At 57.7% G+C, this 13,990-nt stretch carries 10 protein-coding genes and 3 tRNA genes; 3 read left to right on the forward strand and 10 right to left on the reverse strand.

Annotation, left to right across the window (positions count from 1 at the left end):
• Positions 1-3,039 (forward strand): efflux RND transporter permease subunit, encoded by a 3,039-nt coding sequence (locus ABD013_RS10640; protein ID WP_343805647.1) that lies wholly within the window; start codon positions 1-3, stop codon positions 3,037-3,039.
• 6 nt (positions 3,040-3,045) lie between these two features.
• Here the strand turns inward: ABD013_RS10640 and ABD013_RS10645 are convergent, their stop codons facing one another.
• The 3 genes from ABD013_RS10645 to ABD013_RS10655 form a co-directional block, all read right to left on the reverse strand.
• Positions 3,046-5,670, reverse strand: a complete 2,625-nt coding sequence (locus ABD013_RS10645; protein ID WP_343805649.1) for an ATP-binding protein — start codon at positions 5,668-5,670, stop codon at positions 3,046-3,048.
• On the reverse strand, positions 5,667-6,710 hold the full coding sequence (locus ABD013_RS10650; protein ID WP_343805651.1) for a response regulator: 1,044 nt from the start codon (positions 6,708-6,710) through the stop codon (positions 5,667-5,669). Before ABD013_RS10650 ends, ABD013_RS10645 begins: the two co-directional genes overlap by 4 nt.
• A 75-nt stretch (positions 6,711-6,785) precedes the next feature.
• Positions 6,786-7,727 carry a sodium-dependent bicarbonate transport family permease gene (locus ABD013_RS10655; RefSeq protein ID WP_343805653.1) on the reverse strand — a complete coding sequence of 314 codons (942 nt, stop codon included), beginning with the start codon at positions 7,725-7,727 and terminating at the stop codon, positions 6,786-6,788.
• Positions 7,728-7,846: 119 nt separating this feature from the next.
• Between ABD013_RS10655 and ABD013_RS10660 the strand changes: the two genes are divergently transcribed.
• Positions 7,847-8,809, forward strand: coding sequence for a LysR family transcriptional regulator (locus ABD013_RS10660; protein WP_343805655.1), 963 nt, complete (start codon positions 7,847-7,849; stop codon positions 8,807-8,809).
• Here ABD013_RS10660 and ABD013_RS10665 read toward each other — a convergent pair.
• From ABD013_RS10665 to ABD013_RS10695, 7 genes are all read right to left on the reverse strand, one after another.
• Entirely contained in the window at positions 8,781-9,161 is a 381-nt protein-coding gene (locus tag ABD013_RS10665; protein ID WP_343805657.1) for a rhodanese-like domain-containing protein, read from the reverse strand. The two genes, ABD013_RS10660 and ABD013_RS10665, sit on opposite strands and share 29 nt — an antisense overlap.
• 101 nt (positions 9,162-9,262) lie before the next feature.
• A complete protein-coding gene (locus ABD013_RS10670) occupies positions 9,263-10,036 on the reverse strand; it encodes an ABC transporter ATP-binding protein (protein WP_343805659.1) in 774 nt (257 codons plus the stop codon).
• A 9-nt stretch (positions 10,037-10,045) separates the two neighbouring features.
• Entirely contained in the window at positions 10,046-11,287 is a 1,242-nt protein-coding gene (locus ABD013_RS10675) for a glycosyltransferase (protein ID WP_343805661.1), read from the reverse strand.
• 82 nt (positions 11,288-11,369) lie between these two features.
• Entirely contained in the window at positions 11,370-11,501 is a 132-nt protein-coding gene (locus ABD013_RS10680) for a hypothetical protein (protein ID WP_343805663.1), read from the reverse strand.
• Between the two features lie 147 nt (positions 11,502-11,648).
• Positions 11,649-11,725 (reverse strand) — tRNA-Pro (locus tag ABD013_RS10685).
• An 8-nt stretch (positions 11,726-11,733) separates the two neighbouring features.
• A tRNA-Asn gene (locus ABD013_RS10690) sits at positions 11,734-11,809 on the reverse strand.
• 28 nt (positions 11,810-11,837) lie between these two features.
• Positions 11,838-11,913, reverse strand: a tRNA-Asn gene (locus tag ABD013_RS10695).
• Between the two features lie 380 nt (positions 11,914-12,293).
• Here ABD013_RS10695 and ABD013_RS10700 point away from each other — a divergent pair.
• Positions 12,294-13,990: retention module-containing protein (locus tag ABD013_RS10700; protein ID WP_343805665.1), on the forward strand; the 1,697-nt coding region annotated here is incomplete at its 3' end.

The raw sequence follows: 13,990 nt of genomic DNA on the forward strand, positions 1-13,990 counted from the left end.
ATGGATATTGCCCGCTATTCCATTGCCAAGCGGACCAGTCTCTGGGTCATCGTGCTGATGGTGCTACTGGGCGGCTACATCAGCTACGGCCAGCTGGCCCGCTTCGAAGACCCTGAATTCGTGATCCGTCAGGCGGTCATTTCTGCCTATTACCCGGGTGCCAGTGCTCAGGAGGTAGCCGATGAAGTGACGGACCAGATCGAGGCGGCGGTACAGGCGCTGCAGGAGCTGGACGAAGTACGCTCCGTTTCGCGTCAGGGCTACTCAGAGGTCACGGTCGAGATCAAGCTGGAGTTTGCCTCCAGCACGGCCGAACTTCAGCAGGTATGGGACAAGCTTCGCCGCAAGGTTTCCGATGTGGAGCGGAGTCTGCCGCCGGGTGTGGGGCCGGTGGTCGTCAATGACGACTTTTCCGATGTCTATGCTCAGTTCTATGCCATTACCGGTGATGGTTACAGCTATCGTGAGATGCAGGAGTATGCCGACGGGCTGGCGCGTGATCTTGCCCTGGTGCCCGGAGTAGCCAAGACCGCGCTGCTGGGGCAGCGGCAGGAACAGATTTTCATTGAGCTCTCGCGTGAGCGGCTGGCCAGTTTTGGCCTGGAGTCGCAGCAGGTCTATCAGGTCTTGCAAAAGCAGAATCTGGTGACCGTGGCTGGAGAGATGGAAGCGGACGGCATGCGTGTGCCCGTTGTGCCGACCCGCTCGGTGAGCGCTTTCGATGACCTCAAACACCTGCAGATCGGAGTTGGGGCCGGCAATACCGTGCTGCACCTGTCCGATATCGCCGAGGTGAAGCGGGGGTACAAGGACCCGGTCCACATGCTGATGACCTACGATGGCATGCCAGCCATCGGTCTGGGCATCTCCAACGTGCAAGGGGGCAATGTGGTCGAGATGGGGGATGCGGTCAAGCAGCGCCTGCTGGCGCTCGAGGGCCAGCAACCCGTCGGTATGGAGCTGCACCCGATTTCGTTACAGTCCGACTCGGTACGCACTTCGGTGTCCGCCTTCATCGGTAATCTTGGCGCGGCTGTGGTGATCGTTTTTGTGGTACTGCTGTTGTTCATGGGGCTCAGGGTTGGCGTGATTATCGGCTTTGGCCTGTTGCTGACCGTTGCGGGCACCCTGATCGTCATGCTGATCGATGATATTGCCATGCAGCGCGTCTCTTTGGGGGCGTTGATCATCGCGCTCGGCATGCTGGTCGATAACGCCATCGTGGTCAGTGACGGTGTCCTGGTGCGTATGCAACAGGGCGAGGAGCGCCTGGCCGCGATCTCAGCCGTGGTGAAAAGCACCATTTGGCCGCTGCTAGGCGGTACCCTGGTGGGTATTCTGGCTTTCAGTGCCATCGGACTGTCGCCGAGTGACATGGGCGAGTATGCCGGCTCCCTGTTCTGGGTGATCCTTTACTCCATGTTGTTAAGCTGGATCTTTGCAATCACAGTGACGCCACTGCTGTGTTACCAGTTCCTTAAAGTGAGTCCGAAGGAGAAGGTTGATGGTCCGGGTTGGGTGACGCGACGTTATTCGGTCTTGCTGCACTGGGCGCTGTCGCATCGTGGCCTGACCATCGTCATGCTGTTGCTTGCCCTGGCGGGGGCAGTGTCGGCGGCGCGGCTGATACCACCCGGCTTTATGCCTGACTCCGAGCGTCCGCAGTTTGTGGTGGACCTGTTCCTGCCCCAGGGGACTGACATTCAGCGCACCGCCGAACGGCTGGCGCAGGTAGAGCAATGGGTTGCCGCCAGGGAGGGCGTTACGCATACCAGCGGTTTTGTCGGCGGTGGTGCACTGCGCTTCATGCTCAGCTATGCCCCTGAGCCGGTGAACCCAAGCTATGCGCAACTGCTGATCGATGTTGACGACTATGCACGCATCGTCCCGCTGGTGGCGCAGCTGCAGGATGAGTTGTCACGGCGGTTCCCGGATACCTCGATCAAGGTGTGGAAGTTCATGCTCGGCCGTGGCGGCGGCAAGAAGATTGAAGCTGCGTTTACTGGGCCGGATCCCAGAGTGTTGCGACGGCTGGCGGAAGTGGCCAAGGCGCGGATGGAGCAGCAGTCGGCGTTGATCGCCGTCCAGGATGACTGGCGGCAGCAGGTGCCGGTGGCGCGACCACGCTGGCTGCAGGAACAGCTGCAGCGGCTGGGGCTGACGGAGTCTGATGTGAATGCCGCTTTGGCACAGACGCTAAGTGGCCGTCAGATCGGTGTCTATCGCGAGGGCGATAAATTGATACCGCTGGTGGTTAGGGCGCCGATCGAGGAGCGTTCCGAGCTGCGGGCGATCGAGAACACTGAGGTGTACAGCCCGGCCGCAGGACGGACGGTTCAGGTCAACCAGTTGATGGCAGACGTCGATATGGTGTGGCAAGACGCGATGATTCGCCGCATCGATCGTGAACCGACGATCAAGGTGCAGTCCGACCCTGCGCCTGGCGTTTACACTAACGAAGCCTTCAACCTGATCCGGCCGCAGATTGAGGCGATGGAGCTGCCGCCTGGCTACAAGCTGAAGTGGTACGGTGAGTATGACTCCTCACGTGAGGCCAATGCCGGGATAGCGGCCTCGGCACCCTATGGCTTTACCGCCATGATTCTGGCTGTGGTGTTCATGTTCAACGCCCTTAGGCAACCGCTGGTGATCTGGGTGACGGCGCCACTGGCGGTTATCGGCGTGGTGATCGGGCTGATTCTGTTCCAGACGCCCTTCGAATTCATGGCGATACTGGGTTTCCTCAGTCTGATCGGGATGATGGTGAAGAACGCCATCGTGCTGGTGGATGAGGCTGACCACAATATCCACGATGGGATGCCTGCCTATGATGCGGTCGTCAACGCCTGTCTCAGTCGTGCTCGCCCGGTTGTGTTGGGGGCATTGACCACCATTCTTGGCGTAGCGCCATTGCTGGTGGATCCTTTCTTCAAGAGCATGGCGGTGACGGTGATGTTCGGTTTGCTGTTCGCGACTGCACTGACGCTGGTAGTGCTGCCGTTGTTCTACTGCGTGCTGTTCAGGATCAGGTGTGACTGATCCTGTTTAGCTGTGATGCAGGTGCTGGGCGCAAAAGCGCAGCAGCTTGAGCTCCAGCGCGGGCAGGTCTTGCTGCAGTGCCGTGTAGGCTGAGCGTGCCTGATCGGTCTGGCCGGCACGGCTGAAATGTTCTACCGTTTCCAGCTGCTTTGCCAGCAGCCCACAGCGTAGAGTACGGGCACTGCCCTTGACCCGGTGTGAAGCAGAGCTGGCGCTTTCATTGTCACTGTTGCTCAGTGCCTGCTCAATGCGGCTGAGTTCTGTGTGCAGGCTGGCGGCAAACTCGTGGATCAACAGCACCGCATTTTCGGTACCGCCCAGTTCGGAAATCAAGCCTTCAGCATCAAAATCGACAGCTTCTGGCTGTGCCGGATGTTCGACGATTTCGTTTGCAGGCATAAAGGAAGCCGCCAGCGTTCGGCTGATTACCCGCTGCAGATCGGTCAGTCTTACCGGTTTGGCAAGGTAATCATCCATGCCTGCCGTAAGGCATTTCTCTCGATCGCCTGATAGTGCATCCGCGGTGACGGCGATGATCGGAATCCCTGACAGAGGGGAGGGCAGGGCACGAATCGCTTCAGTAGTGTCAAAGCCGTCCAGGTTGGGCATGTGCAGGTCCATCAGGATGAGGTCGTAGTCTTCATCTGAGTTCAAGGCGTCCAGCACTTCCAGACCATCCCCGCAGAGGGTGTACTCCGCACCGGCCCTTTCCATTAATACTTCCATCATCTTCCTGTTGACCGGGTGGTCTTCGGCGATGAGGATGTTCAAGCCCTGAGTGATAGACGCCAGGTTGTCGTCTGGCCCATCGGGCAAGGCAAGCCCTTGTGTCTCAGGTGGCAGCAGTTCAGGGCGATAAAGGGCCGTAAGCGCCTGCAGAAGATCCAGAGTGGATAGGGGCAGCGGAATTTGCGCACTGACCGGAATGAACAGTTCGGCCAGGTTCCGGTTGCTGAAAACAATCAACTCACCCTGGCCTGACTGCTGCTGGATCCAGTGGCGCAGGCTGTCGTTATCGAGCGGATAACGTCGATCATCCACCAGCAGAAGATCATATCCACCAGCCTCTGCGTCTTCGGCCAACGGTGTGTAATGGCAGTCAATGCAGGCCACATGGGGTGACAGTAAAGTGTAAAGGAACTGGTAGAAGTGGTGCGAGTTGCTCACGCAGAGTACGCGGCACTGCGACAGCGGCAGTTGTGCCAAGCTGCTCGCAAGCGTAGAGCTACCGTGCTGTTGCAGTGGCAGGCTGACGGTAAATCGGGAGCCTTCGCCTAACCGGCTGGTTACGCTGATAGTGCCACCCATGGCCTCTACGAGATGGCGCGTTATGGCCAAGCCTAGCCCCGTCCCCTGGTACTCCCTTGTCGTTGAGTGATCCGCCTGGCGAAAAGCATTGAAAATAATGGACTGATGTTCGGGGGCAATGCCGATGCCGGTGTCCTCTACACTGATACTAATGCCATCGCCTGGCTGATCTTCAGGGTTGCAGGGCTGAAGCGAAACACTGACGTGCCCCTGGCGCGTGAATTTGACCGCATTGTTGATCAGGTTGTGCAGAATCTGGCGCAATCGAACCGGGTCGCCGATGATTTCAAGGGGGGTATTCGGTGTAGGACTGAAATACAGGTCTATTTCATGTGCGCCTGGCGTGGTTGCTGCCAGGCTCATGACAGCATCCACCTGCTGGCAGAGATTGACCGGGATGGCCTCCAGGTTGAGTTTGCCGGCTTCTATCTTGGAAAAGTCGAGCACATCGTTGATCAGGCTTAGCAGGGTGTCAGCTGCACTGTCGGCGGTACGAATGTAATCCCTTTGTTCCGGAGACAGGGCCTGGGTGTTGCCCAGGGAATCGAGCATGCCGACCACTGCATTGAGAGGGGTGCGTATCTCATGACTCATGGTGGCGAGAAAGTCGCTTTTGACCTGGTTGGCATCTTCCGCCTCGTTCAGGGCCAGCAGCATCCTGTGGCTGGCTTCCCTTTGCGCTCGCTCGATGCGAAAGGCGTACATGAGGCCGGTGAGAGTGTCGGTCAGGGGCTTCAGCCACTCTGCCAGGGAGTCCGAGTAGCCGGACTTGGCATTTGCCAGTCCGAACATGCCCAGAACTTCACCCTGAAATTTCAATGGAATGCCGATGAACGATCGGATCTCCGGATGTCCCTTGGGTACTCGCCTGCCGCCAGGGGGGGCATCATATTGGTTTGAAATGATGACCTCACCGGATTTAAGCGTATTGCCAAACAGGTTGTCGAGGCTGAAAAAGTCGATCCCCTGTTCGATATTGTCGTCATACAGTGCTCGGGAAGTCTTGTCCCAGGCCAGGTTGGTGATGGCATAGCAGCGCATGAAGGGTTGGCCATCCATTTCCATCCGTTCGCCAATCAGGCCCATCGGGGAACCGGTCAGCTCCTTGAGGACTTCCAGCAGCTCTCCAAACCGGCGCTTGGGGTCCTTATGCAGCAGGAAGTTGTTATTGACCTTTGAAACGGCGGTGAGCACCTGTTGCTGTCGCTGGGTTTCCCGCAGGTGCTGGCGGGTCTTCAGCAGGGCGAAACCCGTTGCTCCGGCAGCCACCAGACTGGTCAGGAGTAGAAATGTGGTTTTCCAGTGTTCCCAGTCAAGCATCATGCCCGGCTTCCCTGATTTTGCAAAAAATTGACGTACATTCGGTCCTTGCCGCTGATGTGCCGGTACCACGCTTCGCGTAGTTGCTGGTGTGCCTTGATGGCCCGTTCAGGGTGACGCCCGAGCTTGCCGCTTAGCATCTGGGTGCGTTGCAGGATCAGTCCGTGCTCGGCCTGGTGAGCGGACAGGGGCTGGTAACTGTGCTCGCGCTGGTGCAGGTATTCCTGCTGGAACAGGTCGGTGCTCATCTGCTCCAGCTGGTCAATCATCTCGACCAGTTCGGCTTCGCTGGCAAAATTGAGGGCTTTACCAATGTGATCCAGCAGGTTGAGAATTTCACGAATAGCTCCCTGTTTATGGATCAGAAAGCCGTCCTTGATGCCGGCGGGCAGCAGCTCGTTGAGAGCCGTCTCCAGTGCGGCTTCTGCATCAGATGGACCGGGGGGCGCAACAGAGGGATGGGTTGAGCCCTCGTTCTCCAGGGGGGGGGCGCGGTCCTGAATCATGGTTGCAGAGGATTCTGCCGGGGAAGAGACTGATGGTGATCTGCTTTCCAGTGGTGGCAGGCTGTCCGGCGACGCGATGGCTCTGTTCAGTCGAATATCAGTCTCTATGCCTCTGTAGGTTTCAGCCGGGGCGAGGTTGACTGTGCGATGCAGGGCTGCATGGATCTTGTCAGCCAGAAGGCCGGCGTTGAGCGGCTTGCTCAGGAAACCCTGGCAGTCCAGACCAACCGCTTTCATGACGTTATGCCGGTAGTTGTAGTCAGTCACCACCATCACGCAGAGGTCTCGGGAGGTATTGGGAATATCTCCGCAACGTATCGCCTGCAGCAGTTCCAGTCCGTTACCGGGGTGCATGTCGATATCGGTCAATACAAGGTTGATGTCACCGCGGCTGGCCAGCAGCTTGGCAGCTTCCTCGCCACTCAGCGCCGAGTAGATCCATTTACAGCCCAACTGCTCCAGGATCTTGCGGTAAAACTCGTTGATGATTGGCTGGTCGTCCACGACCAGCACTGCCAGTTCGGAAATATGTTCCATTGTCACCTTCGGGAGAGAGGCAGGCCCTTGATTCAAGGATTGCACACTCGCCCGAGGATGTATATCGGCTCAGCTTCAGTTCAGGGCCAGCAATAGCTGGTGGTACAGCGGAATGCCGATGATCACGTTGAATGGGAAGGTGAATCCCAGTGAAGCCAGCATCGCCAGGCCGATATTCGCCTGAGGGATGGCGGCGCGAATCGCGGCCGGGGCGGCGATGTAAGATGCGCTGGCCGTCAGGCTGGCCAGGATCAGGGTGCTGCCCAGCGGCAGTTCCAGCATCAGTCCTGCGGCAATACCGAAGCCGGCCAGTCCCGTGGGGGCCAGGCAGGCAAAGGTCAGCAGGCGCCACTGTTGCCAGGGAATGGGACGCAGTGTTTCAGCCGCCGTCAGGCCCATCTCCAGCAGGAACAGCGCCAGTACGGCCTTGAAGGCACCGGTAAACAGGTCTGTAACCGGTGCGCCATTGAGCGGGCCATACAGGTAGCCGATCACGACGCCGCCGGCGAGCAGAATCACGCCCCGGTTGGTCAGGGTCTCATGCAGCAGGCTGAGGCGGGAATGTTTGACGCCGACGCTGGTATCAAAGTGGCGAAACAGAGCGATACCCACCATGATCGCTGGCAGTTCCAGCAACACCAGGTAGAGTGTTACCTCCGGGCCTGTCAGCAGGTTGTGGCTTTCGGCATAGGCCAGGGCGACGGCAAAGGTGCCGGCACTGACGGATCCATAGTGGGCGCTGATACTGGCGCTGTCAGCCAGTGACAGGCGCAGTATCTTGCGCAGCAATGGAAAGATAATCAGGGGGATCAGTGCGCCCAATGCCATCACCAGCAGCAGTTCGGGCACCAGTTCAAGATCCAGATTGCCATGCAGCCCCATGCCGCCTTTAAGGCCGATGGTCAGCATCAGCAGCAGGCTCAGCGTGTCGTAGGCCGCTTTGGGTATGCTCAGGTCCGATTTGACCAGCCCGGCGATAACGCCCAGCAGAAAAAACATGACAACTATGTCCGGCATGGAATCCCCTTGTTGATCCGTTGGTTTCAGATGGCTGGGATTGTGCCTTGATCAATACATTGTCTCTAATTAATTATTGGGTAATGATATATAGATAATTATCTATGCTTTGAGCCGTTATGAACCTGCGCCATCTCACTTTTCGTTTGCTGGAGGTCTATGTCACCGTCGTGCGGACAGGCTCTGTCACGGCGGCCGCTCGGCAGCTGCACCTGACCCAGCCCACAGTATCCCAGCAGCTCAAGCGACTGGCGGAAACGGTGGGGGAGCCTTTGTTTGAGGCGCACTCAGGTGCTACCGATCTGACCGATACGGGTCGTGAGCTGTATCGCACGGCGCTGGATGTGACCGGTCGTTTTGCCGATTTTCAGGACTACCTGACGGAACTTCATGGCGGACAACGAGGGCGTTTCAGTATTGCGCTGGTTAATACTGCTCAGTACGTGTTGCCCAGGCTGCTGGGGCCCTATTCCCGCGCGTTTCCTGATGTGGATATGACCGTCGAGATAGGCAACCGTCAGGAGTTGCTGGAACGCTTTGAGCGCCAACTGGATGACATCTACGTATTCAGCCATCCGCCGTCACTGGAACAGGTGCACGCAGCGCGCTTTTTGCGTAATCCGCTGGTGATGATCGCGCCGGCGCAGCACCCGTTGGCCCAACAGCCGGAGGTCAGTCTGACAGAGATTCTGCAGGAGCGCTTGCTGCTGCGTGAGCCGGGATCGGCGACCCGGATGCTGTTCGAGAGCTGGCTGCAGGGGCAGGGTGCACAGTGGTCCCACGGGCTGCAGATGGCCAGCAATGGGGCGATAAGGGTGGGGGTGGCGTCCGGTATGGGACTGGCCGTGGTGTCACGTCATGTGCTGCCGGAGACGCATCCGGGAATTGCGATCCTGCCGGTGCAGGGGTTTCCGCTCGAAAGTCACTGGCATTTCATCATTCGACGGGATCGGCGTCTGCCTCACGCTGCACGGGGTTTTCTGGAGTATGCGGCCGGCTCACTGGAGCAGTGTCTGCCGGCCGAATACCTCTGTAACGAGGTGTCGGAGCTGTTCAGTCAAACGACGGCAGGGTTGGCGTAACAACCGGCTTGTCGGCGGCTTCCCAGGCTTCGATGCCTCCGGAGATTGACTGCACGTGCAGGTAACCCATGGCGTTCAAGCTTTGGGCGCTCAGGGCCGCGCGGCCACTGTTCTTGCAGTAGAGCACGATGTTCAGGTCGCGTGATGTCAGTGCTTCGTCATTGCTGAATTTGAACTCCAGCAGACCGCGCGGGATGTTGATGGCGCCTGCGATATGGCCGTTGTGGTATTCGTCACCTTCGCGAACATCAACCAGCAGGTCGGCGGCTTGAATGGCTTCATCGGCGGCGCTGACCGGGATTTCGTGAATCTGTTCCTTGGCGGCTGCGACCAGATCGTGGGCTGTCTTCATGGGTGTCTCCTGTGGCGATGAGATGGACAGCCCTATTGTAGGGGGATATATATTAGCAAAACAAGATATATAAATGGTCTGTTTGGTTATAACTTGTGCTGCTAGTCGTGCCAGAGACGATACCAGTCATTCCTTTGGCTGATTTCCAGCGGGGTGCCGTAAAGGCGTGACAGATTAACGCTGGTCAGTACTTCCTGTTTGGAGCCGTCGGCCAGTATCTGGCCCTGATGCAACAGGATGACGCGGTCGATCTCGGGGATGATCTCGTCGATATGGTGGGTTGCGATCAACATGGAGCCGCCCTGCTGGCAGAAGTCGCGCATCAGCTGCAGCATCTTGACCGACGCGCCCATGTCGAGACCGCTGGCCGGCTCGTCCAGGATCAGTGCTTGCGGCTGATGAATCAGGGCGCGTGCGAGCAGCAGGCGTCGTTTCTGCCCGGTGGAAAGACGCTGATACATGTGCTGGCCGTAGTCGGCCAGTCCCATCTCTTCCAGCAAGCGGCTGGCCTGTTGTCGCTGTTCCTCGGTGGGCTGAAGATGATCATGGCGACCAATGCTGCCGAAAAAGCCTGACAGGATGACATCCAGCGCGCTGGCGTAGGGTGTGTAGTCATCCTGAAGATCGCCGGAGACAAAGCCGATACGCCGGCGCAGTTCCCAGAGGTTGACGGTCTCGCTGCCATAGAGGCGCACATGGCTGCCATCCCTGACGACAGGGTAAAGCTCCCGGCTGATCAGTTTGAGCAGGGTGCTCTTGCCAGCTCCATTTGGGCCAAGCAGTGCGACCTTTTCGCCTTCCTTTATCTGTAGCGAGAAGTTTTGCAGTACGGGGGTCTGCTGCTGGTAAACCGTGACGTCCTGAATGTCGATCATAAACGGGGCTCACTTGCGGTTTTTGGCTTCGATCCACTGTGCCATGTATTGAGTGCTTTTCATGCTGTGGTGCCGCAGCATGGCGCCGGTAAAATTGGCCAGACGGTGGCTGTCCAGATCGTCCCTGAGCTGTTGCAGGCGCTTGATCAATGTATCGGCATGTCGGCCAAAATCAAAGCGCTGATTGTGCAGGTCAAAGCCTTGTTGCTGGCAGTCGCGCCATTGATGCGCTTCGGTATAAAGCTCGACGGCAAGGTTGGCAAACTGTTCCGGATGGTCCGTGACCGGCTGTGGCCAGTCGAGCTCACCGCTCATGCCTTCTGCACCGACGGAGGTGGTGACTGAGGGGGTACCGCAGGCGAGTGCATCGACCAGTTTGCCCTTGAGGCCGGCACCGAACCGCAGGGGAGCAAGGTTGACGCGTGCCTGTTGCATCACCCGGTTTACATCGTCCGCCCAGCCCTTGATCAGGAAGCCCTGCTGAGCGTTGTGCAGTTGTGTGGCCTTGGGGGGCGGGTAGGCACCGAAAATATGCAGTTCGGCTTCCGGCAAGCGGCTGCGTATCAGCGGCCAGATGGTTTGTTTCAGCCAGAGCACAGCATCCCAATTGGGAGCATGGCGAAAGTTTCCGATCACGATGAAATGCTGGCGCTGATCAAAATCGGGGAGCTGTCGCTGCTGCTCTTCCGGTACAGGCGGCTGCATGAAGGGGCTGTCCAGCAGCAGGGCTGAATCCACTTTGAACCTTGTTGTGAGCAGGTCGATCTCCGCCTGGGAGATCATCAGTGTCAGGTCGCTGCGCAGAATGGCCGCGATTTCGCGCTTGGCGTGCTCCGTGAACAGCAGTTCTGTCGATACATCAAGGCTGACATTGCCGCTCTGCTTTGTGGCCTGATGGCGGGCGTGGCGCAGGCAGGAAAGATCCTCGGTATCGAGCAGTCGGACCGCCTGAGGGCAGTGTTTCTCCACCCGCCAGCCGAACTGCTCTTCCATCATGAAGCGATCAAACATCACCAGGTCAGGCTGAAGCTCGCGGATAAAGTCATCGAAGCTGGAGCAGTTGAGCGCGATGTTGACCTCGTTGATGCCGCGTGCAGGCAGATCGGCCCGGTGGATGCTTTTCTCGGCGGGACTGGCAAATGTCACCTGCCAGCCCTGGTGACGAAAGGCATCGAGCAGGGCAAGCATGCGATAGCCTGCTGCACTTGAGGCCGGCTCGGGCCAAACGTAACCAATTACCAGAACCTGCATGGGCACATATGCGACGGGCGTCGCCTCCTGAAAATGAATCAGGCGCGGATACTACCACCTGTCCGGAGAAATCGGGACTGTCTTAGCCCATGAGTGCCAGAATCAGAGTCAGGCTGATAAAGGCCAACGCTGTGGTGACCAGCAGCATGCCGGCGCACTGGCGGCCGTAGCCGTAACCACCGGCGATAACGGGAAATACGCTGAACATTGGCATCAAGGCCTGTTCAGTATGCACCTTCCAGCCGAAGGCATCAGGGGAGGCTTAGTTAGAGTCAAAAAAGGAGATAAATAGGAAACTCGCCACGGAATAAAGGGCGTTTTTAAGAAAAAATCTAGGATTAGGCAATTCAGGGAGGAAAAATGGTCGGAGTGGAGGGATTCGAACCCCCGACCCTCTGGTCCCAAACCAGATGCGCTACCAGGCTGCGCTACACTCCGACTTCGGTTGGCTCCTCGAGCTGGACTCGAACCAGCGACCAATAGATTAACAGTCTACTGCTCTACCAACTGAGCTATCGAGGAACACCGAATTGTTCACAGATCAGGCAGTTGGCTCCTCGAGCTGGACTCGAACCAGCGACCAATAGATTAACAGTCTACTGCTCTACCAACTGAGCTATCGAGGAACACCTGAACTGTGGGGGCGTATATTAGTGATGAGATCGCAGATCGTCAAGCATAAATGTGAAAAAAATTTCTTGTTGCATCAAGGATATAGTGGCGACTCTTGATCAGGGTTCTTGAGACTGCCGTAAACGAGGGGCTGGGGGCTGCAGCAAGGGGGGATGCTTCGCGTGAAAGGGAGACAGCGGGCTGGTTATGACAAACGGCAGTGTTTCAGTTCTGAAACTGAATAGTGCTCGCTAGTGTGCCTGTGCAGTGTTGAACCCGTTGAAAATTGACCAGGATCAAGGGCTGGAGGCGGGGGTGTACCAGAGTACAGTTGTTGAAACAGTGGTCAGTGTCTTTAGTTAACAGTAACAAAAACCAAAGCAGGGTAGCAGCGATGAGCACGGCAATCGGTTCTGTTTCATTCGTAGAAGGACAAGTAGTTGCAGTAGCGCCGGACGGCACTGAACGTGTGCTGGCGCTTGGGGATCAGGTGATGGCGGATGAGGTCATCCGCACAGGGCCTGATGCAAGCATCGAAATCACCATGATGAATGGCGAACCGATGGCGCTGGCCTCGGGCCAGAGCTGGCTGGCCGCTGAAGCTGGTATGGCGACCTCCGGACTGGAAGGTGGCGTCGGCGTAGTATCCGTAACCTCCGGTCAGGTGGTCGCGGTTGCAGCGGATGGCAGCGAGCGTGTGCTGGTGGCAGGCGACGTAATCTATGCCGATGAAGTGATCCGTACCTCGCCTGACGGCCGCGCTGAGATCACCATGGAAAGCGGTAACCCGGTGGCGCTGTCCGGTGGCCAAAGCTGGCTGGCCAGTGCTGACACCTATACCCCGGCTGATCAGTTTGACACCAGCGAAGCGACCGCTGATGTGACTGCGCTGCAGCAGGCGATCCTGGCCGGTCAGGATCCGACTGAAATCCTCGAACCCACTGCGGCCGGTGCTCCGGCTGGTGGTGCACCTGCGGGCGGTAATGAAGGGGCTGATTTCGTCCTGCTTAACCGTACCGCCGGTGAAACCACACCCGAAGCCGGCTTCGATACCATTGGGCTGGACTATACAGCACAGACCCCGCAAGGTGAGGAGCCGCTGATTGAGGCACTGCCGGTCGTTACTGTTGAAGTCTCTGCTGAGGATCCGAACAACCCAGGGCAACCCATTGTTCCGGTGGATCCTGAAGACCCCACGGTACCGGCAATCCCGACACCAGATAATCCTGTTCTGGTAAGCGGTAACAGCGTCAAGATTTTGGAAGGCTCGGATGTCGAAAATGTCCGGGAAGTGACCTTCAACCTGGTACTCGATAAAGCGTTTGACCAGGACGTGACGGTTACCTACCGACTCAATGGTGGTACTGCCATCTACGGGGAAGACTGGCTGGATGGGCCTAGTCCCGACCATACCTACACCGTTACCATTGCCGCTGGAGACACCAGCTTCCCGGTGACTGTCTATATCGTTCAGGACAAGCTGGTAGAAAATACCGAAAGCTTTGGTATCCAGCTGCTGAGTGCGGATAACGCCATTATTAACTCTGAAGCTGATGCCGGTACTATCACTATTTATGACGATGATCATCGTCCGGTGGCGCAGGATGACTTCGCAGATATCGGCCCTGAACAGCAGGTCGTAGAAGGCAATGTGCTGGTTAACGATTCTGATGAAGATGGTGACGCCGTATCCGTTGTTCTCCCTGACGGACAGCAGAGCATCCAGCTGAGTCATGAGTATGGCGACCTGACCATTAATGCAGATGGCAGCTATCAGTTTGTTCTGAACGCGGCAGGGCAGCAGAAACTTCAGGAACTGGATGAGGGGGAAGAGTTCCCTGTTCAGTTTGCGGACGCATATCAGGTCACTGATGGCGTCAATACGGGTTCCTTTGCTGATGTGACAATCAATCTGGAAGGTCTGAATAACCCACCGACTCTGGAAGATGTCAGCGATGGCGCGATCAGCGAAGTGCGCCTGAGCGGTGACCTGAGCAGCAGCAACCTGAGCGGCACCCTGCAGGGCGACGACGTGGATGTCGAGACCCTGACCTACGGTGCGAGCGGCAGCGTGTCCGACACCAGCCGGAC

The organism is Marinobacterium maritimum, from assembly GCF_039523155.1.
Lineage (GTDB): Bacteria > Pseudomonadota > Gammaproteobacteria > Pseudomonadales > Balneatricaceae > Marinobacterium > Marinobacterium maritimum.